Origin of the sequence: Methylomarinum vadi (assembly GCF_000733935.1) — a bacterium.
GTDB classification, from domain to species: Bacteria; Pseudomonadota; Gammaproteobacteria; order Methylococcales; family Methylomonadaceae; genus Methylomarinum; species Methylomarinum vadi.
In genome coordinates this window covers 4,312,316-4,335,162 of sequence record NZ_JPON01000001.1, presented here as the reverse complement: position 1 = coordinate 4,335,162, position 22,847 = coordinate 4,312,316, and the positions used below count along the sequence as shown (strand labels likewise).

Here is a 22,847-nt window from a genome sequence, read left to right as displayed (position 1 = left end):
AAGCGAATCATCGCGACATCGAACTGCATTTTCTGACTCAGCAGCCACCAACCAACGACTATTTCCAGGGTCTGACCCAACCCTATGGAAAGTGCAATCAATGGCGAACCAAACACGTCGACACTCGAGGCAAATGCGCCGACAAAAATGCCGGGAACGACGCATAACCCCTTAAGCAAAAGAACCGCCAAGGCATAGCCATCCGCAGGCCACCACAGCACAACCGGACCATGATGAGCCGCAAAAAACAGATCGGATTTAGCGAGCAGCCAGTAAATACCCGCGACCGCTAAATTACCTAAAAGAGAACGCAAGCGAAACGATGCCAATAATATTCGGTCCGGGTGAGAGTGACTAATTGGTTTAAATTTATAACACGCGCCCCTCTCCCACGCCTGGAAAATTTTCCACGATTTCAAAAAAAATTTCAAGCCACTAATTTATGGAGGGAAAATGCATGCTCGTAGTTTTCTGAACTATAGATTCATAGCCAAGAATTTAACGGCAACCGATGTAAAATGATATTAAATAGTCTGAAATAATTTATTTCGGGCCGTTTCGATTCGGCAAATCATCAACCGGTAGATCCCTAGCTTTTGCTGGCAAACACATTTAACTGCCAGTGAGGGGAAAAGAGGAAGGGCGAGCTTTGGAGGATAATCCGGCGGCATCCCACCGCCGGAATTGTCGCGAGAAGCGGCCAAGAGTGAATTAGCGATAGCTGTTTAGCTCTTGGCCACTCGCGAGTTCGGTATAAAAACTTCGTTATTCAACCGCGCCGAGTCCGGTTTGGTAAGCAAAATAAGCGGAAATGTCATGCAAGTCTTCCTCGGACAGACCGTTCAACATCGATTGCATAACCGGATTATTGCGTTTACCTGTCTGGTAATCCTTCATGACCTTGACTAAATAATTGCCGTATTGGCCGGCCAGGATAGGAATATTACCGCCATCTTTCAGCTTATTGGTATGACAGCTGGTGCAGCTTGCCGCCAATTTCTTGCCCTTGGCAGGATCACCGTCGGCAACCGCTTTCGTTTGTTTACCGACAGATTTTTCAGTATAAGCGGCGATATTTTCAATCGTTTTATCGCTCAAATCATAGGAATTGGCCTTCATCGTGCCATGCGGACGAGCTTGTTCCCGGTACGCCTTTAACGCCGCCACCACATACTCGGCACGTTGACCGCCGATTTTTGGCACATAATAGGTCGGATAAACATTGCTATAGCCTGGAATGCTGTGGCAACCACGGCAGGTTTCGAACGCCGCTTTTCCTGCTTCGATATCGGCAGCCAGTACATTGTGAGCGCCAGACCATGCCAGCAAGCCGCAAACGAATGCGATAATTGATTTTTTCATTAGTTCTAAAATCCGGTTGAGAGAAAATTTAAGGTTTTAAAGTTGTACCAACCGGGGCCGGGCTAGTCGAGCGCCTATATTACTAAATGCTAAAAGGCCATGCAAAAACGGAATTGGATATCGCCCTGAAAATCGGAAAATATGAGATTGAGCAACCGGTCAGAACAATAAGACTTACTTAAGCCGTAAAAGTCAATCGCTTGCATCATGCTCCATCTTCACTGCGGGAATTACGGATTCAACCGGCATTGTCTTTGCGACTCTCCTTACCGTCCGGCGTCTCATCCTGTCCCTGCCGCTCGTCGACCAGCGTTTCCCAACCACCGCCGAGCGCCTTATACAAGGCGACTAACGAGGTCGCCACGGCGGTTTCGCTTTGCGCCAGACGTTCTTGGTCCTGCAGTAAACGCGCTTCGGCATCCAGAACCGTCAGAAAATCGCTGACGCCCTCATCGTAGCGCAGATGTGCCAGTTTCCTGGCCTGGAGACTGGCGGCCTCTGCCGCCGCCAAAGCATTTCGTCTAAGCCGTTCCCGATTGTAATTGACCAGTGCGTTTTCGGTTTCCTCCAGCGCGTTCAGCACCGTTTGCCGATAAGCGGCAAGGTCGGCTTCGGCATGAGCGTCGGCGGCCTTGATACGGGCGTAGACGCGGCCAAATCCAAAGCCGCCCAACTGATCCTTGGACGCCGAATAGGTATCGGAACGGCGCCACCCAAACCGGAAAAGGTCGAGGCTTCAAGGCGATGCTGCCGACAAAGGTGACTCGGGAAATAAATCGGCGGGTCGCGACGCCGATTTGCGCCGGGAAGCCGCCAAGGTGCGCTCGCGATACGGATATCGGGACGCCGCGCAACAAATCTCCGGACGGCCGATATGAATCGTGGCGGCAATCTTGGTAACGGGCCGACGCGGAAAGCTCCTTGTTGAGAGCGCCCGGCACCTGCCCGGTCAATACGCTCAACCTATGGATGGCCCGTTGTATCGCTCCTGCCAGCGGCGGAATGCCAGCCCTGGTGGCTTCGAGCTGGGCTAAGGCACGGGAGTATCGAGATCGGTGCCGCGGCCGCTCTCGACTCTGGCCGGGTATCTCTAAAGTTTCGCTCTGTATCGCGACGTTTTGCTCGCCACGGCCAACTGTTCTCGCAAAGCCGCGCAATTCAAAATAATTGCGCGCCACCTCGGCGATCAGGCTGATAACAAATCGCGCAACGAGCTTCTGCGCGTCAACGCCATCGTTGCTGGCTTCGACGTTGCGCCGCACCCGGCCGAACAAATCGATTTCCCAAAACGGCGTCGAACCCGACATTGTAAAGTTTCAATTCGCGCGGCACGAAGGAACGGTTGTTCAAGGAACCCTTACTGCGTTTTTGCTCGTTATAACTCCCTTGGCCGTTATTATCGGCGCCAATTCCAATCCGGCTTCCAAATAAAGCGCGCGGGCTTCCTTAAATTCGCCTCTGCCCTCTGCAGGTCATAGTTGTGTGCGCGGCGCGATCGACCAGGCCCATCAACGTCTCGTCATCGAACATTTCCACCAGTCGTGTTCAATGCTTCGTTCGGAAAATTCGCCGGCGGAGGACTGGGCAAAGCTAGCCGGTAATTCCGTTTCCGGTTTCTTGTAATCGGGGCGACGGCGCAAGCGTTCAGTAAGGCAAGAGAACAGAACGCCATCGACGTCAACCCGCCCGCTCCCAGACAAAGTTAAACCGTAATCTTATAATGTTAAATGCACTCATGACTCGTATCGCTTGCTGAAGGTTGTGAAGATCGGCCTGCAATATCGCCTTCCGGGGCGAACCAGCGCTGCACCAGTCCTTGCACTGCAACGTAAAACACGGTGTCAATAACAGCCGAACAGCGTGACGCCCAACATGCCGCTAAACACCGCGGTACCCAACACATGACGAGCCTCGGCGCCGGCGCCTTGCGCCAACACTAACGGCAATACCCCCATAATGAAGGAAAACGACGTCATCAGGATCGGACGCAGGCGGATGCGCGAAGCCTCCCGAACGGCGGCGTAACGATCGAGGCCTTTTTCCTGGCGCTGCTTGCGAACTCGACGATCAAGATCGCATTCTTGCTGGCAAGCGCCACCAGAACGATGAAACCGATCTGAGTAAAGATATCGTTGTCCAGGCCGCTGAGCCAAATGCCGACCATCGACGACAGAATGCACATCGGCACGATCAGAATCACGGCCAAAGGCAACGACCAGCTTTCATACTGGCCGCGAGCACCAGGAATACGAAAATGACGCTCAACGGAAATACCAACATGGCGACGTTGCCGCCAATACTTGTTGCAGACTCAGTTCGGTCCACTCGTAACCGAAACCGGCGGTAATTCCTCGTCCAACAGTCGCCCCATGATTTCGATGGCGTCCCCCGAACTGGTGCCGGGCAATGTGGCGCCGTTGATTTCCGCCGCCGGGTACATGTTATAGCGGGTTATTTTGTCCGGCCCCTTGATTTCCCTGGCTTCCAATAATGAGCCTAGCGGCACCATTGCGCCGGCACCATTGCGGGTCTTCAATTCGGCGATGTCCTCGGGATACATGCGAAACTCGGCATCGGCTTGCGCAACCACCTGGTAGGTGCGGCCGAAACGGTTAAAGTCGTTGACATACAGCGAGCCCAGATAGATTTGCAACGTATCGAAGACGTCGCTCAGGGAAACGCCCATCGATTTGACCATATCCCGATCGACATCCAGATAAAGCTGCGGCACATCGTTGCGAAACGTCGTGAACAAGTGGGTCAGCCCGGGTTGTTGGTTACCCTTGGCGATCATGTCAGCATTGACGCGCTGCAATTCCTGTAAACCGACGTTGGCGCGGTCTTGAATCTGCAGCTTGAAACCGCCGACCGAACTCATGCCGCGCACCGGCGGAGGCGCGAACACGGCGATATAGGCATCCGGGATTTGCGCCAGCCGTTGTTGCAACTGCTGGATCACCTGATCGGCCTGCATTTCGGGATGGCCGGCGCGGTTGGCGAAACTGTCCAGGCGGGCGAACATCGTCGCCACATTCGATTGATTGGAACCGCTCAACAGCGACCAGCCGGCATAGGCGACGACATTGGCGACGCCCGGTGTGTTTTTGATTATGCTCGAGGCTTGCTGCACCACTTCCTTGCTGCGGCTCAACGAAGCGGCATCGGGCAATTGCGCATACAAAATCAAGTAGCCTTGATCCTGTTGCGGAATGAAGCCGGTCGGCACTTTACTGAAAGCTAGCAAGTTAAAACCATTCAGGGCTACGTAAAGCACCAGCACGATGGCCGTCATCCGAATCAGGCGGCCGACCAATTTGGAATAGCCTTTGCTGAAGCGGGCAAAAAAGCGGTTAAAGGCGTCGAAAAACCAGCCGAACATTCTTTCCAATAAACGGGAGAAAATATCCTTGTTACCATGGGCCCGATCCAGCAATAACGCGCATAAGGCCGGGCTCAAGGTCAAGGAATTGAAACTCGAGATCAGCGTCGAGACGGAGATGGTCAAGGCGAATTGTTTGTAGAAAGCACCGGAAACGCCGGTAATGAACACGGTAGGCACGAACACCGCGACCAACACCAATGTCGTCGCGATGATCGGTCCGACCACTTCGGACATCGCCAGACGGGTGGCCTCGCGCGCCTTCATACCTTCGCCGATATGGCGCTCGACGTTTTCGACCACAACGATGGCGTCGTCGACGACGATACCGATCGCCAGCACCAACCCGAACAACGACAGAGTGTTCAACGAAACACCCAAGGCTTGCATCACCGCGAAGGTGCCGATCAGCGACACCGGCACCGCCAACAACGGAATGACCGCCGCGCGCCAATTCTGCAAGAAGATGACCACGACCAGCACTACCAACAGTAACGCCTCGAACAAAGTCTTGACGACGGCTTCGATAGACTGGTCGACGAAGACGACGGTATCGTAAACCAACAAGTAATCGAGGCCTTCGGGGAAATGGGTCTTCAGTTTGTCCATCGCCGCCAACACCGCCTCCTTCGTTTCCAGGGCATTCGAGCCGGGCAATTGGAAGATGGCCAAACCAATCATCGATTCGCCGTTCAGAAACAATTCGGAGTTGTAATCCTTGGCCCCAGTTCGATGCGGGCCACATCCTTGAGCCGGGTAATTTCTCCGCCCGCACCCTCCTTGATGACGATATCGGCGAATTGCTCGGCCTCCATCAGCCGTCCCAACGTACTGACCGTATATTGGAAATCGGCCGGATGCGGTGCCGGCTCCTGTCCGATCACGCCGGCCGCGACCTGAATGTTTTGCTCGCGGATAGCCTCGACGACATCGCCGGCGGTCATATTACGCGCCGCCAGTTTATCCGGATTGAGCCACAGGCGCATGCTGTAATCGCGCGCACCGAACACGACGATTTCGCCGACGCCGGGCAGGCGCGCCAGCGTATCCTTGATCTGCAACAACGCGTAATTGCTCAGATAAACGCTGTCGTAGCGTTTGTCGGGCGATACCAGACCGACCACCAGACTGAGGTCGGGGCTTCTTTTCTTGACGCTGATACCCTGTCGGGTGACTTCTTCGGGCAATTTGGGCTCGGCCAATGCCACGCGGTTCTGCACCAATACCTGGGCCTTGTCCAGGTCGGTGCCCGGCTTGAAGGTGATGGTCAAAGCCATGTTGCCGCTGTTGGTCGATTGCGACGACATATACAACATGTCCTCGACGCCGTTCACCTCCTGCTCGATCGGCGTCGCCACGGTTTCGGCGACGACCTTGGCATTGGCGCCGGGATAGGTTGTGTTGACAACGACGGTGGGCGGAGCGATTTCAGGATATTGGGCAACCGGCAGCGCGAACAACGCCAAAGCGCCGACCAGGACGATGATAATGGACAGAACCGAAGCGAAGATCGGACGGTCGATGAAAAAATGCGTGAATCGGTCCATGGCTTATTGTTCTCCGCCCACGGTGATTTGTTCGGGACTCACCTTGACGCCGGGCCTGATCTTTTGCAGCCCCTCGATTACGACCCGGTCCTGACCGGTCAATCCTTCCTTGATGACGCGCAAGTTACCGACATGGGCGCCGGGAGTAATCCTGCGGTATTCGGCCTTGTCCTCCTGGTTCAGCACCCAAACGAAGCGTTGCGCCTGATCGGTGGCGAGCGCGCGGTCCGGCAGCAACAAGGCGTTATAAGGCTCACTGGCGCGGATGCGCATACGGGCGAAAAAACCAGGACTCAGTAATTCGTCGGCATTGGCGAACACTCCACGCAGCTTGACGGTCCCCGTTTCGGGATCGGCGCTGGGAGCGATATAATCGATTCTGCCATGATGAGGGAACCCTTCCTCGTCGGCCACCTCCAATTGCGCCTCGACACCTTCCAGGGACGGTCCATGCTGGCGTTTGTAACGCAAGATCGAACGTTCATCGGCATCGACGTAAACATAGAGCGGATCGGTGGAAACGATCGTGGTCAACAGGGTGGCCTCGCCGCCGCCATTGACCAGGTTGCCTTGGGTGATCAGTTCTCGCCCGACCCGGCCGTCTATTGGCGCCAGTATTTCACAGTATTGCAGATTTAAACGCGCCGCATAAACGCTGGCCTCGGCTGCGCGCACCGCGGCGACCGCCTCGCGATAGCCTTTATTGCGGCTGTCGTATTCCTCGCCGGAAATCGCCTTCGCCTTCAACAAGCCTTCGGCCCGGGCCAGGTCGTTTTTCGCCAATTCTCGTTTCGTTTGGGTTCGTTCCAATTCGGCTTGCGTCAGATTCAATTGCGCCTGGAATGGCTTTGGGTCGATCAAAAACAACAGGTCGCCTTTTTTCACTTTCTGACCGGCAACGAAATTGATTTTCTCCAGGTATCCGCTGACCCTCGCCCTGACTTCGACCGAATCGACCGCCTCGATGCGGCCGGTGAATTCATCCCATTCGCTGACCTCGCGGCGCAACGGATAAGCGACTTTTACCTTGGGGGGCGGACCTTGCTGCGCCTCCGGTTTCTGATCGTTGCCGCCACAACCGGTCAATAGCACGAGCGGGAACAATGCCCAAAAAATAAAAGGAACCACCATTCGGTCCCCGTTAATACCTTGAAAATAAGGGAGAATGATGGAACCTTTCAGTTTTTTGGTCCTTAATGGATAGATATGTTGTTTCATCCCATGAACGCCTCGGTCGCGGCAAGTTTTTAAATGGTAATTTATATTACCGTTTAATTTAGGTATCATTCTTCTCTATGTCAATCAATTTCAATAATGTTCAGCATGATTAAATGCGGACGCCCTCCAAAAGGGCAGGAATCTCAGAGCCGCGAACGGGTGCTAGACAGCGCCTTGCAGTTATTTTTGGAGCACGGCTACGGTAATCTCAGTATGGAAACGGTTGCCCGCGAAGCCCATGTTTCCATGCGCACGATTTATTCTCATTTCGGCAACAAGGCGGGCTTGTTCGGTGCCGTGATCAGACGGTGTAGCGATCAATTTGTCGACAGCCTACCCGAAATTGGCGAACCACGAGAAGCCTTACTGGCGTTTGCGCGGCAATTTATCAGCCGCATTACGCAACCGGATGCGGTGCGCATCCGTACGATACTGACTGGCGAATCGTTGCGCTTCCCGGAGTTAGCGTCTCAATTTTATGAACAGGGACCACAAAGAACACTGGATAGACTAACGAATAAGGTTAGATTGTAATCGCGGAGCGAGCCACAATCTGAACCGTTTGTTGGACAAGCCCGGTATTCGGAGGGAGCGTTATATAAGAAAATAGCTTTTCGAAGGATTGGGGGATGTGTTGGCCCATTTCAAGCGTTGACGTCGATAAACGGGCTGAAATGGGCGTGATGCTGATCATCACACCCGGAATTTCGGATTTTAGCGGCATTTTGCCCTGAATTCAGACCGAACGAAAGCCTCGGTGCTAAAATGCCCGATGATCGGTTTGGGTCAGTGAGAAATGCCGCTTACATAACCGGTTTTGCCTCTACGCTTTGGTCGAATTCAATGCCATGACAGCCGAAGAACCGAGAATGCGCGTTTTGATAATCTGCAGGGTTCCACCACAACATGGGCATTGGAGTTTCGGGCGGGGCCTGAGCCAAGCGATAGCACGATTGGGATTGACGCCGAGCAAGACTTGCAGCAGACGAATCAGCCGTTTGCTGTTGGGGTGCAAAAAGCCGAAGTTGCGAGTCCGCCTAAAGCCTTTGGGCAGAACATGGCGGAGCATCAGCCACAGAAACTTCACGCCGGGTAGTGTTCGAGTCTGCCACTTTTTGGTTTTGCTGTCCTGGTAACGGAAGGTTACTTGGCCATCTCGGCAGGCAATAATGTCCTTTTCCTGGATAACGCCCTTATAGAGATAACGTCCCAGATAAACCAAGGCTTTATCGCCGCGTCCGACCGACTTGACGTCAACGACCCATTGTTGCGGATAGTAGTCAGGCAATGTCAAACCGGCCTGCGAGATCGCTTCAAGCAATTTGGCCCGAAACACTTTGGCCACTGCCTTGTGATTGAACAAATAGCCTTTCCGGCCCTTTTTACCCTGTTTGGTGCGCCACAGTCGTTTATCAGGATCGATGGCGGCCGCCGGCATCACCAAGTGTACATGCGGATGGTAATCCAATCGGCGGGAATGGGTATGCAACACAGCAATAGCACCGGCATTGCCCTGAAGCTGTTGATCGTTGCGGGTGAAGGTGTTGACGGTATCCCAACTACAGCGGATCAGCAGATCATACAACGTACGTTGCTGTTGCCAGGCCAACGGCCTGAGTTCTTTGGGCAAAGTAAACGTCAGCAAAAAATATTCGGCCGGCACCTGCTTCTGCAACTGCCTTTCCAGCCATTGTTGCGATTCGTGCGACTGGCAATGCGGGCAGCTGCGATGGCCGCAGGAATGCGGCACCAAGCGTTGCCGATCGCAATCATCGCATTGCGCCAACATCACAGGGCCTTGCGACGTGCGGCAGTGTTTCATCGCGGCCAGCGCCTGACGCTGACTGGGTGACAAGCGACCCTGGTAAGCGACCAGAAACTCGGCTTCGAAGGTTTGGATGATGGCGGAAAGCAAGATCATTTGACCGCCCCCCAGTCGATGTCGAAGCCATTCATTAAGGCATTAATCAACTGGCCGGTATTTTGATTCGTGCCGTCGGTCAGGTGAGTATAGCGGGCAGTGGTGAGGATACTGTGGTGACCGAGGATTTTCTGCACTTCCAGTAGATCGACGCCCGCTTCAATCAAATGTGTGGCATAGCTATGCCGCAGACAGTGCGGGGTAATCTTTTTTTTAAACCGCAGTCTTGCGCGACTTGGCGCAGAGCCTTTTGCACGCCACCGCGATCCAAAGGGCTCTGCGCGCGCTGCGCGCCCTTCAAACCGCCATGGCGATTGGGAAACAACATGACCGGATGCCGGTGAACTTGCCAGAAGCGGCGTAGCAAATCCAGGGTGGCAGCCGGCAACGGCACCAGTCTATCCTTATTGCCCTTGGCATCTCGGATATGCACGCGTTGGCGACCGGCATCGATATCCCCAACCTCAAGACGCAATCCCTCGCCGAGGCGCAAACCTAGACTGTAGAGCGTGAAAAAGAACACCCGGTAACTGAGAATACGCGTGGACTGGAAGATACACCGCGCCTCGTCGACAGTGACGATATCCGGCAAACGTTGCGCCTTCGGCGGCTTGACCAACTGCGGCGCGACCCAAGGCTTGCGCAGTACATGGGTGTAATAAAACTTGAGACCGTACAGGTCCAACTTGACCGCACTCCAAGAATGCGACTCCAGCAAATCGGTGAAATAATCGGTCAGTTGCTGTTCGGTCAACGCATTGATGTCTTCGTTGAAATACTGGCCGATACGTCGAATCGCACGGGCATAGGCCTCGATCGTCTTGGGCTGCAACCCTTTAAGTTTGAGGTGTTTCAGATGGCTTTGATAGTTTTGCTTGAAATGGGATTCGAATGATGTTGTCATTGTCGCGTAACCTCATGATTCGTCATGGAATAATCCCTCTTAAAAGAGGGCGTGAGATTACATTTTATAAATTACCGGCTACTGCCGCTTTTCTCCGCGTTAGCGGCTTCGTCCAACGGCGTTTTTTAGCAAACATCAACGAACGGGCTATTTTGTCGAGCTTAATCCACAACGCCTGGCCGACCATTTCCTCAGTTGTCTACGTAATGAACGCTTCCATAAACTTCAGCTCGGTCTAGCTCCAATACCCAATGAAGACGAGATCGAGGACTGGGTACAGCAGGCGGTGGAATTGTTTCTCAACGGTAGCGTGGCGCCGAACCGCAAACAGCAAACCATAACTAACAATTAAACTTAGCTGCGTGTTTGTGGTAGCGTTATAAAGTTGCCACCTAGCTAGGAGGAATTTCTAGGAGTTGACCGGCAATCGCGGACAAATTTTCTTTACCGCTTACGTGTAGAAAACTTTATTTTTCCATTGGCAGACCGGCCTCGCGCCAGGCCGACATATGTCCGGCCAGATAAACGACATGTTGATATCCGGCCAAGCTGAAAGCCAGTTTGGCCACCCCCGCCCTGGGCCCGTGTTCGCAATACAGCACCAATAGCCGTTCCTTATTCACTTTAACCAATCGTTGCGTGGTAAAGGCCGTCCAAAAAGGGACATGAAGCGCGCCCGGCACATGTCCGGCTTGATATTCCCTTTGCGAGCGCACATCGACGACCACGGGCGACGCCGATCGATTAATCATTTGTAGCAATTTCTGTTGCGACAGGTAACCTTGCCCGGACGCTTCACACCCCGCCAAAAACATCACCGCCAGCAAAATACGTCGGAATTTCTTCATCTACCGACTTCCCTTATTTCAAGTTCAGAGGCCTCGACAGGCCGGCCGAAGAAATAGCCTTGAAAATGAACGCAACCCTTGGCTAGCAGATAATCCATCTGCGCTTGGTTTTCCACCCCTTCGGCAATGACATTCAATTCCAGGTTATGCGCCATGTTAATGATGGTTTCGACGATCACGGCATCGTTCGGATCACTGACGATGTCTCTGACGAAATTCTGGTCGATTTTTAGCTGGCTTATCGGCAATTGCTTCAAATAAGACAAGGAGGAATAACCCGTGCCAAAGTCGTCGATCGAGATACCGACTCCCATTCTTTTCAGAGCCTGCATTTTATCGACCGTATCTTCAATATTGTCGATAACGACGCCCTCGGTCAGTTCGATCATCAATCGACTGGCCTCTATTCCAGTTTCCACCAGGATATTTTCGACTTGTTCGACAAAATCGGGCTGACGAAACTGGCGCGAGCTCACGTTGACGGCGACATGGCCGATATAGCGGTTTTCATTGTCCCAAAAGTTAATTTGCCGGCAGGCCTCATTGAGCACCCATGACCCGATCGGCAAAATCAACTGGGTTTCTTCCGCGACTGGAATGAAATCGGCGGGCGATATCATGCCTTTTTCGGGATTTCGCCAGCGAATTAAGGCTTCCACACTGACGATCCGGCCGTCGCGGTCGACCTGGGGTTGATAAAACAATGCGAAATGGCCGTCGAGCAACGCCTCGCGCATTTCTTTTTCCAGAATCAAACGCTGGTCGGCAAGTTTTTGCATACTGGGGCGAAAGAAACTAATGCTGTTACGGCCCATTTCCTTGGCCCGGTACATGGCGGTATCGGCCTGCTGAATGACGGCTTCGGGCTGTTCGGTGATATCGGGATAAATGGAAACACCGATGCTGGTGGTGAAATGGTGGGAACTGCCGCGTAGCATAAAAGGTTGATTGATAACATCGCGAATTTTTTCCGCCAGTATCGCGGCATGGTCGGTCGCTTGTTCCAAGCTTTTCCCCTGACCTGCCACCAGCACGATAAATTCATCCCCGCCCAAGCGACAGGCGGTATCTTCCTCCCGCAGCAGCGTGCTAATACGTTGAGCGACTTGAATCAAAAGCTCATCGCCGACCTGATGCCCCAGGGAATCGTTGAGTCGCTTGAAATGATCGAGATCCAGAAAAAACAAGGCGCCGAAATGGCGATGCCTCTTGGCGGCTACGATTTCATGTTGCAGCCTATCTAGCAACAAGCGGCGATTGGGCAAACCGGTCAAGGGGTCATAAAATGCCAGGTCGTGAATTTCCTTTTCCGCCGCTTTTTTTTCGGTAATATCGGAAAAAATAGCGACATAGTGGCTGACGACGTCACGATCATTCTCGACCGCCGTCACCATCAACCATTCGGGATAAATTTCGCCATTCTTGCGCCGATTCCAGATTTCCCCTTGCCACCGTCCTTCCTTACGCAACGTCTTGAACATCTGCCGATAAAAGCCTACGGAATATTGATTGGAGGACAACATTCTGGGATTTTGCCCGACCGCTTCCGTTTCACTGTAACCGGTAATCTTAGTGAAAGCGTCGTTGACCCTCAGAATAGTACCTTTATGGTCGGTGACCATGATCGCCTCTTGCGACTGAAACGTCGTCGCGGCAATACGCAATTCACTTTCGTTATTTTTCTGTTCGATGGCAATAGCCGATAATTGCGCCATTCGTTTAATGAATTTGATGTCCTCTCGCGTCGGGCTATGGGGTTTATGGTAATAAATCGCGAAAGTGCCCAACACGGTATTTTTCGAGGAAATGATGGGTTCGGACCAGCAGGCTCGCAATTCCGTCTGCAACATCAAACTACGAAAGCCTTGCCAAAAAGGGTGGCTCAATATATCTTCGACGATGACCGTCTCTTTTCTAAACGCCGCGGTACCGCAGGAGCCAATCCCTTCGCCGATGCCAATACCCTCGATGGCCTTCGTATAAAAAGCGGGTAAATTTGGCGAGGCGCCATTACACAAACGATGTTTATCGGCATCGAGCAACAAAATCGAGCACAACATGCCTTCTTGCTGCTTTTCCGCGTCCAAGGCAATCCGTTGCAAAATATTTTCCAAACTGTCTCCTTGGGCCAATTGCTCCAACACCCTATTGCGGCTACTCTGCTCGATCTGCAGCTTTTGCCGTTTGACTATTTCCTGGTTCAGATGGCGGTTGACGTTTTCCAGGTCATGGGTCTTGATTCTGACTAATTCCTCGACTCTCGCGGCCCTGCCCGTCAACAGCATCAGTCCCATGCCAATCAGACTGGTCAAGACCAACCCTGCCAACAACAACCACCACGTCGCCCAAGTCTGTTGGCTGGCATAAAACTGTTGCGATGGGCGATAGCTTACTTGCCACCGTCTTCCCGCCAGCCTTATCGACAACGATTGTTCATGTTCGGAAAAAGACAACCGGTCATCGTCATCGGCTTCAGGGGATTTATACAAAAGCAAGCCATCATCGCTGATGATCAAGTTCAAATGGACATCGGCGGCATATTTGACCGCTTCCTTGACCAATTCATCGACGCTGAAAACACTCGCCACCATCCCCTGAAATGCCTGTCTTCGCTGCTCTACCGTATCCAGCGGAACATTCTTTTCATAGACCGGCGAATACAAAATGACGCCGAATTGTTCGGCCGGCAGCTGCAACAGATGAATGCCTTGGGTTGCCAGCGTTTTACCGGAATCGATGATCCGGTAAAGCAACGCATGGGACTCCAGTCTCGAGGCAACATCGAACCCTACGACTTTTCCGTTTTGTCGATGGGGTTCGGCATAGACAATCGGGAAATATATTTGGCGCCGCGCAGCCTTGACTGAGACGTTATTTTCATCGACTTCGGTGATGATAATGTTTTGTTTTCGTTCCAGACGCGCACGGTCGTCACCCTTGATTTTCGGTATCCATTCCAAGGCCAAAATACTCGACAAGCGATTGACCAGCGGCAAGCTAAATCGATGAAATACTTCGTGATCGACTTTTTCCGAACTATCGAACAAGGCTTTCAAAGTTCGATTGACCGTGAGATGATCCCTGATTTCATTTTCGATCGTGCTGTTTAACCGGGAAACCTGCCGCTGAAACTCGGCCGTAACTCTATCCTTCTCCAGCTGTTGGCTGTATCTGAAAACAGCGACTACCATGATTAATAAAACCAACAACGGATAAGCGATGAAAGCACGGCGAGGCTTCCAAAAACTGTCCGGTTTACCGGCGAATAACAAAATAAAAGGCGTGAAAATCAATACGCCGATCGTATCGCCGACCCACCAAGTCCCCCAACTTACCCAGAAATCATCGGCCGCGATGACCTTTCTGGAATACAGAAGAGTGATACCGACAGAAGCCGATAACATGCAGCTAACCGGTCCGCCCAGTAGTAAAAAAGTGAGAATATTCTTGTCTTCGATCAAAGGGTCATGCTCGCCGACAAAACGTTTGATCAATGCGTTACCGATAAATCCCTGCATACAAGATGCCAGAGCGATCACCACCGCAACGCTCAGAGAGACGATTACCGTAACGGCACTTGACGAATCCATAAACGAATAGAGTTGAGCCGCCAAGGCACCTAAAAAAATGCCGGGAAAAACCCTGCCCCCGTGTAATAAAAAACCGGCCAGGGCAACGCCAGCGGCCGGCCAAACCGGACTGGCATTGCTCGGAGGCGTTGCCAACAACATACCGAGATAACCGCCGATGAAATAGCCGCACGCATAAATCAAATTAAATGATAGGGTTCCTAAACGGAGCTGCATGCCTTTTTTTGAAGAATGATGGCTGTACTGAATGTTTAATCGTCGCCAGGCAAATTTGATCAAGGTAACAAATCAACGTTACGGTAACAATATAAAATTCCGGGTTTTGCTAGCCGATATTAATTATCTAGGCACTTTAAGCCTCGAAGCCCGTATGAAGCATCGCGGAATGCGGGACTTCGAAACCAGGCCATCCCGGATTCCGCTCCGCAGCACCCAGGCTTCTCACTTGCATGATTGATGGCTATAAGTATCGATGCATAAATGACAGGAGCAAATCTACAAGATCCTCGCTACGCCGTATATCCGCCCTCGTGCCCAAAGAAAATCCCGGCAGGAAATATAAGATAACGGCCTAGCCTATGCCTCATTAATCTTCCGCAATATTAAAACTGCCCGATTATGGTTCATCACTTCCCCGAGGTGGTTTAGCCATCGCGGGCTGTCACAATCAACGATCCGGTTGCTGTATCGATCGCATAAGCCTGACCAAAACCGGCTATGTATCGACCGCTGGCCGCCTGCAATTGCAGCAAATGAAAATCCGGTAACGACCGCAATAAGGTCACCGTTTCTCCGAATTTATGCTGCATCGCCAGTAACTGGCGCTCATAAAGGGTATCCGAGCGCCCGATTTCCCGCACACGGCAGTCTAAAACCACTCGTTCCCGGGCGAATACGTTACGACACTCCGCCTCCGGCTGAATAAACATAACCGCTGCCTGCAAAGTACTCAGCATATTCGCGGTATGGCGGGCCAAGTCGCTGACATACAGATAAAACGCGAGTCCATCCCTGACATAAGGGGCGTAACCGATATCCGCTCCTCCTTCCGACGAGTAAGTGGACAACAGCAAGGTGCGGCTGGATTCAATGAGAGCAAGGCAGTTGTTGCTCAATACTTTTGTGTCTGGCTGGGAGGTTGGCATGTTTACTGACCAAGCGGGCCAATGGAATACTAAACAACCACCCGCTCAAGCGGGTGGGTTCCAATAACGGACTGAAAGTCCGGATACGCGTCGACTAAACGACGCGTCTTAGTCGGGCTCCATCTTGAAATTATCGTTTGGATTAGGTTCAAAGTGATGCTCCAAATATTGCTTTATCATCTCATCAGTCATTTGCCCCACTGTGGCGCAAAAATAACCGCGGGCCCAAAAATGTCGACCCCAATATCGCTTTTTCAAGTGCGGGAACTCTTCGAACAGATAGCTCGAAGTTCGTCCCTTGATTCGCCTCATGATTTCGCTTGGGGCCATAGTCGGCGGCGCACTCACCAAAATGTGCACATGATCTTTGCTCACGACACCTTTGATAATCCGTATCTCAAAGGCTTCGCATGTCTGCCGCACCAAGTCTCTCACTCGTTCGGCTATTTCATCCTTCAGCACTTTATAACGATACTTCGTAACCCAAACAAAATGATACTCAATTTGGTAAACCGTATGGCTGCCGTATCTATAGTCCATCGCCACCTCCTTGGGCAAATTATCGCAGCTAAAGCTGACCGGCTAAAGCCGGTGGTTTAAACCTTATGATGGATAATTAAACATATACCAGTTCCAACTCTTTAGCCATAACCGAGGCAATCTAAGTCCACCAGACTCATTGCCTGATGACAATGAGTGGCATAGCGGTTGGCGTCGATAGGAAAAATATTGAACATCAGGATTTTTCCGGGGCTAATTGATCGTGGCGATAGCAGGAAAGGACATGGTCGTTGACCATGCCGACGGCCTGCATGAAAGCATAACAAATCGTCGGACCGACAAATTTGAAACCCAAGCCCTTCAACGCACGGCTCATATCTTTCGATTCGGGCGTCGTCGCAGGCACCTCTTCCATGCGTTGCCACCGGTTTTGCACAGGATTGCCATCGACGAATTGCCAGATAAATTGATCGAAACTGCCGAACCGTTGCTGTACCCTTAGAAACGCTTGCGCATTGCCGATGGCGGCCTGCAGCTTCAAACGGTTTCTGATCAGATTGGGATTTTGCAATAATCGTTGCAGACGTTCTTCATCATACGCGGCGACGGTTGCGACATCGAAACCGTCGAAGGCGTCGCGGTAGGCTTCTCGCTTGGCCAGCACGGTACGCCAGCTTAGCCCGGCCTGGGCCCCTTCCAAAATCAAGAATTCGAACAACAAGCGGTCATCATGCACCGGCACGCCCCATTCATGGTCGTGATAGTGTTCTTCCAATTTTGAGGCAAGTGCCCAGGGGCATTTTGCCATCACGAGCTATTGCTTCATCATGTTTTTCAGGTCGGCAAACGGATTGAACGTTCCGCTCGACGACTTATTGTCGCTCGAAGAGCCGCCATAGCGCACGAATTCCTCGAAGCGTTGGTGCTCGTTGTCATGGCAGTACAAACACAACAGCTCCCAGTTGCTGCCGTCCTGCGGGTTATTGTCATGATTATGGTCGCGATGATGCACCGTCAACTCGCTCAGATTTTTATGGGTGAACTCGCGCGCGCAACGGCCGCAAACCCAGGGGTAAAGCTTCAAGGCTTGTTCGCGGTAACCTTTCTCCCTCTCCTCTTTATAGCGCCGCGCCTCGGCAATCAATTGGTCGGTTTTATTATGACTCATCATTCCTCCTGCTGAAAAAACAGAGAAAACACTCGGACCGGCGCCAGACTAACCGCCTGTGGCGTTCATGTGGCGCATGATAACAGGCTGTTCGTTAATATTGAATTCATGTCGTTCCGGCTTAATCGTCATTGCCTCGATTATGGCGTGTTTCAGTACCGCCATATCGCCCGGATTGGCCCTGACCACCCGCTTCAAGTCGAGCGAATGTTCGTTGCCAAGACACAGCAACAACCGCCCTTCGGCGGTCAAACGCACGCGGTTGCAACTCGCGCAAAAATTGGCGCTATGGGGCGAAATAAATCCCACGCGCGTCTCGCAGCCCTGTACCCGGAAATAAACGGAAGGCCCCCCGGTGGTGTCGAGTAACGGCAACAAGGTAAAGTGGGCGGACAAATCGTGTTTGATCGAGTCACTGGAATAATACATTTCGCCGCGATCGTGGCTGTCGATCATTCCCAACGGCATTTCCTCGATAAAACTGATGTCGATATCGTTATCGACGGCAAACCGTACCAAGTCGACGACTTCGTCATGATTACGGTTTTTTAGGATCACCGCATTGATTTTGATACGTTCGAAACCGGCCTGCCTTGCCGCCTGTATGCCTTGCAGCACTGTTTCCAAATGACCGGTTCGGGTGATTTTTCGAAATTTTTCCTTGCTCAAGGAGTCAAGGCTGATATTGACGCGCTTGACACCCGCTTGGCGAATATCCGTCGCCATGCGCCCTAATTTCGAGGCATTGGTGGTCATGACCAGCTCGTTCAACCCATCGATACGGCCGAGTTGCCGAAGCAAGCCCAACACACCGTTACGCACCAACGGCTCGCCGCCGGTAATGCGAATCTTGACCACGCCCAGCTCCACGAAAGCACGACAAATAAAATGTATTTCCTCCAGAGTCAAAATCTGCGCCCGCGGCAGAAAGGTCATATCTTCCGCCATGCAGTACTGACAACGGAAATCGCAACGATCGGTCACCGACACGCGCAAATAGGTCACTTTACGGCCGAAACGATCGATTAATTGGTTGGAAGATGGAATCTCGCTCATGGCTCGGGGTCGAAATTTAGGTCAAACATATTACCATATTATGACAAACATTCTCGCCCTTCCCCTGGGTACGTTAAAATATTGCTTAAGACCACTCTCAGCAAACATTGTTCGTTATGAAATTCAAATTGACGCTATGGCTTTTCGCCTTCTTGCTCTCCAGCACCGGCATGGCCGGGGACAAAACCCTAATCAGGATCGGGGCTCTGGCTTTCGGCACGGTAAACTGGGAACTGGCAGCGCTAAACAAAGAAAATTTACTGGCCAACGCCGGTTTCGAGCTGCAAATCATCCCGATGGCCAATCCCCAGGCCGGCAAAATCGCCCTGCAATCGAAGGCTGTCGACCTGATCGTCTCCGACTGGATCTGGGTCTCCCGAATGCGTGCCGGCGGTTCGGATTATACCTTTTATCCTTACTCCAATACCTCCGGCGCCCTGGTGGTACCCGCCGACAGTCCGATACAAACCCTAACAGAACTGCAAGGCAAAAAGCTCGGTATCGCCGGCGGCGAACTGGACAAAAACTGGCTGTTGCTGCAAGCCCTCGGTCAGCGGCAAAACATCGAGTTGGACGACGCCGTCACCAAGGTCTACGGCGCGCCGCCATTACTGAACCAACAACTGTTGCAGCAACGTATCGATGCCGTCATCAATTATTGGCATTTTGCCGCTCGCCTGGAAGCCAAGGGCTTCCGTCAAATCCTCGATGGCGCCGAAATTCTGCGCCAACTCGGTATCGAGGAACAAGTGCCCAGCCTCGGCTATGTCTTTCGTCAATCGTGGGCAAATCGACATCAACAGGCCATCGCCGAATTTCTCCAATTGACGGCCGAAGCCAAAGACCGGCTATGCCGCTCCGATACGACCTGGGCTAAAATTATCCCGTTAACCAAAGCCAAGGATAGCGCCACTCAAGATATGCTGCGCCAACGCTATTGCGAAGGCAGGGTGCAAAAATGGGGAAAAGCCAACCAGCTCGCGGCGGAAAAAATCTACCAATTATTACGCCGGCTTAGCGGGAACAAATTGACCGGTTCGTCGGAACAACTGCAAGCCGGCACTTTCTGGCAACGTGATTAAGGGAAACATGCCGACCCAGTCAATTCTGCAACAACCGAAAATTCTGGCGCTACTCTCATTGCTGTTACTGCTGACACTCTGGCAGTTACTCGCCATCTTTTTGCAGAGCAATACCTTGCCAACACCGGCGGTGGTGGCGCAAGTATTGTGGCAAGCGATCGAGTCCGGCGAATTGCCTTATCACCTCGGCATCACCCTGCTCAGACTGATCGTCAGTTTCACGCTGGCCATGTTGATCGGCTGCGCCTTAGGGGTTGTACTGGGAAAAAATCAACGCCTGGATGCCTTTTTCGACAATTGGCTGGTGATTTTCCTGAACATTCCGGCGCTGGTAACGATCATCCTCTGCTATGTCTGGTTCGGGCTGGTCGAGTCCGCGGCGATCCTGGCCGTCGTCATCAATAAACTGCCCAATGTTATCGTCACGATCCGCGAAGGCACCCGAGCATTGGACAAGGACCTGTTGGAAATGGCGCAATGCTACCGCTTCGGCCGCAAGAAAACCTTTATCCATGTCATTTGGCCGCAATTACACCCCTTCGTCATGGCGGCCACCCGCTCCGGCTTGGCATTGATCTGGAAAATCATCCTGGTCGTAGAATTGCTGGGACGCAGCAACGGTATGGGTTATCAACTGCACCTTTTCTTTCAATTGTTCGATGTCGCCAGCATCCTGGCCTATACGATCGCCTTCGTCACGATGATTCAACTGATCGAATTACTAATATTGAAACCGCTGGACAAGAAAGCGCAGAGGTGGCGCCGATGACCGCGATTCATATCGCCATTCGCGACAAAACCTATCCGGCCAAAAGCCATCTGCAACCGCCTCACCGAGCCATTGCCGACCTAAACTTTACGGTTTCCGATAATGAGTTTGTCTGCCTGGTCGGTCCTTCCGGTTGCGGCAAGACCACGTTATTGAACCTCATTGCCGGGCTGGACGAACACTATGAGGGCGAAATAGAACTGGGAAAACGACATAAAACGCCACGCATCGGCTATGTGTTCCAAAACCCCCGGCTACTGCCCTGGCATACCGTTAGAGAAAACATCGAACTGGCCACCGACCGACCGCTCCCGAGCGGTCTGCTGGACTCATTGCTGGATGCCATGCAATTAACGTCGGCGCAACATGCCTATCCGGAACATTTATCGCTGGGCATGAGCCGGCGCGTATCTATTATCCGTGCCTTCGCCATCGACCCGGACATCCTGCTGATGGACGAACCTTTCGTTTCGCTGGATGCTCCCACCGCCCGCCAAGTCCGAGAATTATTATTGCAGCTTTGGGGACAACGTCCGCATACGGTCTTGTTCGTCACCCATGACCTGCGCGAAGCGATCGCGCTCGCCGACCGTCTGGTTTTTCTGTCCGCCCCGCCGATGCGAGTCGTCGACCAGATTCCGGTTACCATCGACCGAAAACAGCGTAACGACGAAAAAGCCATCGAAGCCTTTCGCGAGCGACTACTCAACCATCACCCCGCCATCAAACAATTACTGTAAGATAACCTACTCGTTAAAAACCCGTGAAAATTGTCAAACAACCGGCCACGGCCGAAGACATCATCAAGAAATCCCGTTTCATCGGCGTCATCAGTCCTTGTCAGTCGGAACAGGAAATTCATGCTTTATTACAGCAGTTGCACGAACAACATCCGAATGCCAACCATATCGTCTTCGCCTATCGCATGACCACCGATAAAGGGCTGATCTGCCGCTTTTACGATGCCGGCGAACCCTCCGGCACGGCCGGCAAACCGATCTTTCAACATCTCGAAGGCAAGGACCTGATGAACGCCATCATCGTCGTCGTCCGTTATTTCGGGGGTATCAAGCTGGGCGCGGGCGGACTGACCCGGGCTTACGGCAATTGCGCCAAAAAAGTCATCGAGGCGGCGGACATTGCCGACTATGTCGCGATGGCGGAACTCGATTTGACGCTGGAATATAACCAGATGCAAATTCTGGAATATCAATTGAAAAAACTGGACGGACACGTACTGGCCCAGGATTTCGGCGAGAAAATCCGCATCAGGATCAGGCTTCCGGAAGCAAACGTCCCTGCGCTAAAAGACTCCCTGCATTAACTGATTTAATCAGTCTTCCCACTCACATTGCAAACTATTAGTAAACAATGTAAACACAAAAAGCACTATTGTTTACCATTCAATCGACTACTATAGTATTTACCAACTGGAATGGTTTTGCTTCGAAACGATAAGAACCGATTCCGGCGCCGGAAAAAATAACTCGCTTATGATTATTCCGGCAATTTTTTCGACAACTACGAGAGTAATAGCAACAAAAATTATGAAAAATTTACCCAAAGACATTGTTAACGGCCTGTTATCCATGGTCGCCATATTCGGCTTTATATCGGGGGAATTCATTCTCTCCACTGTCTTGTTCGCGACAGCCGCCCTGTTAGCCAATATCGACCTTAACAACAGACGTCTTGACCATGCTGAAAACTTGTCATCCCGTTAATTCCAGTCCGAACTCATATGCTCCTCCTGTTCCCCGGTCAGCAATTGCCGGGGATTTTTTTGCCCGCCGGTTGACTTATAACATCGGCACCAAATCCAAAGCCAGCATGAGTGCATCTTCCCGGCCGTTTAATGCCGGATAATAGTCCTTGCGAGTTCCGATTTCATTAAAACCTAAGCTTTTATACAACTTAATGGCCTTAAGGTTGGAAGGCCTGACTTCCAGAAAAATTTTTTCCGCCCTAGAGCGGGCCTTGTCTATCATATGTTCCAGCATCTTCTTGCCGGCTCCCTGGCCTTGAGCAGCGGGATCGACGCATAAATTCATCACGTGCGCTTCGCCGGCCGCGATCGAGACGATGCAGTATCCAATGACAGAACCCTTCCCTTCCTCGCATACCCAGCAGCTGTAATTGAGCGCACGCAAACAATCCATAAAGATATTTTCCGACCAAGGATAATTATAATTGTTTTCCTCGATAGCCAATACAGCGGGTAAATCGGCGGCATCCATACGCCGAATTTTCATCAAATCCTTGCGGGAAACGGAACCGGGAAAAACCTTGGCGTAAAATTCTCGATCGGCATCGTATACCAATACATCTTTCATTTTTTGAAAAAATTTATACATAGA

The 22,847-nt window shown here is 52.1% G+C and carries 19 protein-coding genes and 3 pseudogenes; 7 read left to right on the top strand and 15 right to left on the bottom strand.

The window, feature by feature from the left end:
• From EP25_RS0121515 to EP25_RS0121495, 5 genes and pseudogenes are all read right to left on the bottom strand, one after another.
• A partial coding sequence (locus EP25_RS0121515) for an MASE1 domain-containing protein (RefSeq protein WP_235185971.1) occupies positions 1–419 on the bottom strand: 419 nt, incomplete at its 3' end.
• Between the two features lie 346 nt (positions 420–765).
• On the bottom strand, positions 766–1,362 hold the full coding sequence (locus tag EP25_RS23545; RefSeq protein WP_051906287.1) for a c-type cytochrome: 597 nt from the start codon (positions 1,360–1,362) through the stop codon (positions 766–768).
• A 238-nt stretch (positions 1,363–1,600) separates the two neighbouring features.
• On the bottom strand, positions 1,601–2,035 hold the full coding sequence (locus EP25_RS23995; protein WP_051906965.1) for a TolC family protein: 435 nt from the start codon (positions 2,033–2,035) through the stop codon (positions 1,601–1,603).
• A gap of 1,168 nt (positions 2,036–3,203) precedes the next feature.
• Positions 3,204–6,288, bottom strand: a pseudogene (locus EP25_RS22270) (efflux RND transporter permease subunit).
• Positions 6,289–6,291: 3 nt separating this feature from the next.
• Positions 6,292–7,506 (bottom strand): efflux RND transporter periplasmic adaptor subunit, encoded by a 1,215-nt coding sequence (locus EP25_RS0121495; protein WP_084191133.1) that lies wholly within the window; start codon positions 7,504–7,506, stop codon positions 6,292–6,294.
• 105 nt (positions 7,507–7,611) lie between these two features.
• On the opposite strand from EP25_RS0121495, the gene EP25_RS0121490 reads away from it, so the two are divergent.
• On the top strand, positions 7,612–8,040 hold the full coding sequence (locus tag EP25_RS0121490) for a TetR/AcrR family transcriptional regulator (RefSeq protein WP_084191181.1): 429 nt from the start codon (positions 7,612–7,614) through the stop codon (positions 8,038–8,040).
• 289 nt (positions 8,041–8,329) lie between these two features.
• Here EP25_RS0121490 and EP25_RS0121480 read toward each other — a convergent pair whose 3' ends face one another.
• Both EP25_RS0121480 and EP25_RS0121470 read right to left on the bottom strand, forming a co-directional pair.
• On the bottom strand, positions 8,330–9,427 hold the full coding sequence (locus tag EP25_RS0121480; protein ID WP_036300033.1) for an IS91 family transposase: 1,098 nt from the start codon (positions 9,425–9,427) through the stop codon (positions 8,330–8,332).
• Positions 9,424–10,331, bottom strand: a pseudogene (locus EP25_RS0121470) (tyrosine-type recombinase/integrase). The gene EP25_RS0121480 and the pseudogene EP25_RS0121470 overlap by 4 nt, the downstream one beginning before the upstream one ends.
• A 127-nt stretch (positions 10,332–10,458) precedes the next feature.
• On the opposite strand from EP25_RS0121470, the pseudogene EP25_RS24285 reads away from it, so the two are divergent.
• A pseudogene (locus EP25_RS24285) lies at positions 10,459–10,683 on the top strand (TetR family transcriptional regulator); the annotation flags it as partial.
• Between the two features lie 115 nt (positions 10,684–10,798).
• Here EP25_RS24285 and EP25_RS0121465 read toward each other — a convergent pair.
• The 7 genes from EP25_RS0121465 to moaA form a co-directional block, all read right to left on the bottom strand.
• Positions 10,799–11,179: a rhodanese-like domain-containing protein gene (locus EP25_RS0121465; RefSeq protein ID WP_051906285.1), complete on the bottom strand. Its 381-nt coding sequence runs from the start codon at positions 11,177–11,179 to the stop codon at positions 10,799–10,801.
• Positions 11,176–14,985, bottom strand: coding sequence for an EAL domain-containing protein (locus tag EP25_RS22725; RefSeq protein ID WP_051906963.1), 3,810 nt, complete (start codon positions 14,983–14,985; stop codon positions 11,176–11,178). Before EP25_RS22725 ends, EP25_RS0121465 begins: the two co-directional genes overlap by 4 nt.
• A 428-nt stretch (positions 14,986–15,413) precedes the next feature.
• On the bottom strand, positions 15,414–15,914 hold the full coding sequence (locus EP25_RS0121445; protein ID WP_031435737.1) for a HugZ family pyridoxamine 5'-phosphate oxidase: 501 nt from the start codon (positions 15,912–15,914) through the stop codon (positions 15,414–15,416).
• 108 nt (positions 15,915–16,022) lie between these two features.
• Positions 16,023–16,454 (bottom strand): IS200/IS605 family transposase, encoded by a 432-nt coding sequence (gene tnpA / locus EP25_RS0121440; RefSeq protein ID WP_031432165.1) that lies wholly within the window; start codon positions 16,452–16,454, stop codon positions 16,023–16,025.
• A 196-nt stretch (positions 16,455–16,650) separates the two neighbouring features.
• The gene (locus tag EP25_RS0121430; RefSeq protein WP_031432030.1) at positions 16,651–17,223 is read right to left on the bottom strand and encodes a DNA-3-methyladenine glycosylase I; all 573 of its coding nucleotides are present in this window, start codon (positions 17,221–17,223) and stop codon (positions 16,651–16,653) included.
• Between the two features lie 6 nt (positions 17,224–17,229).
• Positions 17,230–17,583: a YajD family HNH nuclease gene (locus EP25_RS0121425; RefSeq protein ID WP_031435736.1), complete on the bottom strand. Its 354-nt coding sequence runs from the start codon at positions 17,581–17,583 to the stop codon at positions 17,230–17,232.
• A 48-nt stretch (positions 17,584–17,631) separates the two neighbouring features.
• Positions 17,632–18,639 carry a GTP 3',8-cyclase MoaA gene (gene moaA / locus EP25_RS0121420; protein ID WP_031435735.1) on the bottom strand — a complete coding sequence of 336 codons (1,008 nt, stop codon included), beginning with the start codon at positions 18,637–18,639 and terminating at the stop codon, positions 17,632–17,634.
• Between the two features lie 116 nt (positions 18,640–18,755).
• Between moaA and EP25_RS0121415 the strand changes: the two genes are divergently transcribed.
• The 5 genes from EP25_RS0121415 to EP25_RS23680 all read left to right on the top strand — a co-directional run bounded on the left by EP25_RS0121415 (position 18,756) and on the right by EP25_RS23680 (position 22,214).
• Entirely contained in the window at positions 18,756–19,721 is a 966-nt protein-coding gene (locus EP25_RS0121415) for an ABC transporter substrate-binding protein (RefSeq protein WP_031435734.1), read from the top strand.
• Between the two features lie 7 nt (positions 19,722–19,728).
• The gene (locus EP25_RS0121410; protein WP_031435733.1) at positions 19,729–20,490 is read left to right on the top strand and encodes an ABC transporter permease; all 762 of its coding nucleotides are present in this window, start codon (positions 19,729–19,731) and stop codon (positions 20,488–20,490) included.
• Entirely contained in the window at positions 20,487–21,230 is a 744-nt protein-coding gene (locus EP25_RS0121405) for an ABC transporter ATP-binding protein (protein ID WP_031435732.1), read from the top strand. Before EP25_RS0121410 ends, EP25_RS0121405 begins: the two co-directional genes overlap by 4 nt.
• A 23-nt stretch (positions 21,231–21,253) precedes the next feature.
• A complete protein-coding gene (locus EP25_RS0121400) occupies positions 21,254–21,814 on the top strand; it encodes a YigZ family protein (RefSeq protein ID WP_031435731.1) in 561 nt (186 codons plus the stop codon).
• A 223-nt stretch (positions 21,815–22,037) separates the two neighbouring features.
• On the top strand, positions 22,038–22,214 hold the full coding sequence (locus tag EP25_RS23680) for a hypothetical protein (protein WP_200875067.1): 177 nt from the start codon (positions 22,038–22,040) through the stop codon (positions 22,212–22,214).
• 75 nt (positions 22,215–22,289) lie between these two features.
• On the opposite strand, the gene rimI is transcribed toward EP25_RS23680, so the two are convergent.
• The gene (rimI, locus tag EP25_RS0121390) at positions 22,290–22,844 is read right to left on the bottom strand and encodes a ribosomal protein S18-alanine N-acetyltransferase (protein ID WP_031435729.1); all 555 of its coding nucleotides are present in this window, start codon (positions 22,842–22,844) and stop codon (positions 22,290–22,292) included.
• Positions 22,845–22,847 lie beyond the last annotated feature (3 nt).

Excerpts from the sequence above, each read along its gene's own strand:
- EP25_RS23545 (WP_051906287.1), bottom strand. The coding sequence starts at position 1,362 with ATGAAAAAATCAATTATCGCATTCGTTTGCGGCTTGCTGGCATGGTCT.
- EP25_RS0121495 (WP_084191133.1), bottom strand. The coding sequence starts at position 7,506 with ATGAAACAACATATCTATCCATTAAGGACCAAAAAACTGAAAGGTTCC.
- EP25_RS0121490 (WP_084191181.1), top strand. The coding sequence starts at position 7,612 with ATGATTAAATGCGGACGCCCTCCAAAAGGGCAGGAATCTCAGAGCCGC.
- EP25_RS0121480 (WP_036300033.1), bottom strand. The coding sequence starts at position 9,427 with ATGATCTTGCTTTCCGCCATCATCCAAACCTTCGAAGCCGAGTTTCTG.
- EP25_RS0121465 (WP_051906285.1), bottom strand. The coding sequence starts at position 11,179 with ATGAAGAAATTCCGACGTATTTTGCTGGCGGTGATGTTTTTGGCGGGG.
- EP25_RS22725 (WP_051906963.1), bottom strand. The coding sequence starts at position 14,985 with ATGCAGCTCCGTTTAGGAACCCTATCATTTAATTTGATTTATGCGTGC.
- EP25_RS0121445 (WP_031435737.1), bottom strand. The coding sequence starts at position 15,914 with ATGCCAACCTCCCAGCCAGACACAAAAGTATTGAGCAACAACTGCCTT.
- tnpA (WP_031432165.1), bottom strand. The coding sequence starts at position 16,454 with ATGGACTATAGATACGGCAGCCATACGGTTTACCAAATTGAGTATCAT.
- EP25_RS0121430 (WP_031432030.1), bottom strand. The coding sequence starts at position 17,223 with ATGGCAAAATGCCCCTGGGCACTTGCCTCAAAATTGGAAGAACACTAT.
- EP25_RS0121425 (WP_031435736.1), bottom strand. The coding sequence starts at position 17,583 with ATGAGTCATAATAAAACCGACCAATTGATTGCCGAGGCGCGGCGCTAT.
- moaA (WP_031435735.1), bottom strand. The coding sequence starts at position 18,639 with ATGAGCGAGATTCCATCTTCCAACCAATTAATCGATCGTTTCGGCCGT.
- EP25_RS0121415 (WP_031435734.1), top strand. The coding sequence starts at position 18,756 with ATGAAATTCAAATTGACGCTATGGCTTTTCGCCTTCTTGCTCTCCAGC.
- EP25_RS0121410 (WP_031435733.1), top strand. The coding sequence starts at position 19,729 with ATGCCGACCCAGTCAATTCTGCAACAACCGAAAATTCTGGCGCTACTC.
- EP25_RS0121405 (WP_031435732.1), top strand. The coding sequence starts at position 20,487 with ATGACCGCGATTCATATCGCCATTCGCGACAAAACCTATCCGGCCAAA.
- EP25_RS23680 (WP_200875067.1), top strand. The coding sequence starts at position 22,038 with ATGAAAAATTTACCCAAAGACATTGTTAACGGCCTGTTATCCATGGTC.
- rimI (WP_031435729.1), bottom strand. The coding sequence starts at position 22,844 with ATGTATAAATTTTTTCAAAAAATGAAAGATGTATTGGTATACGATGCC.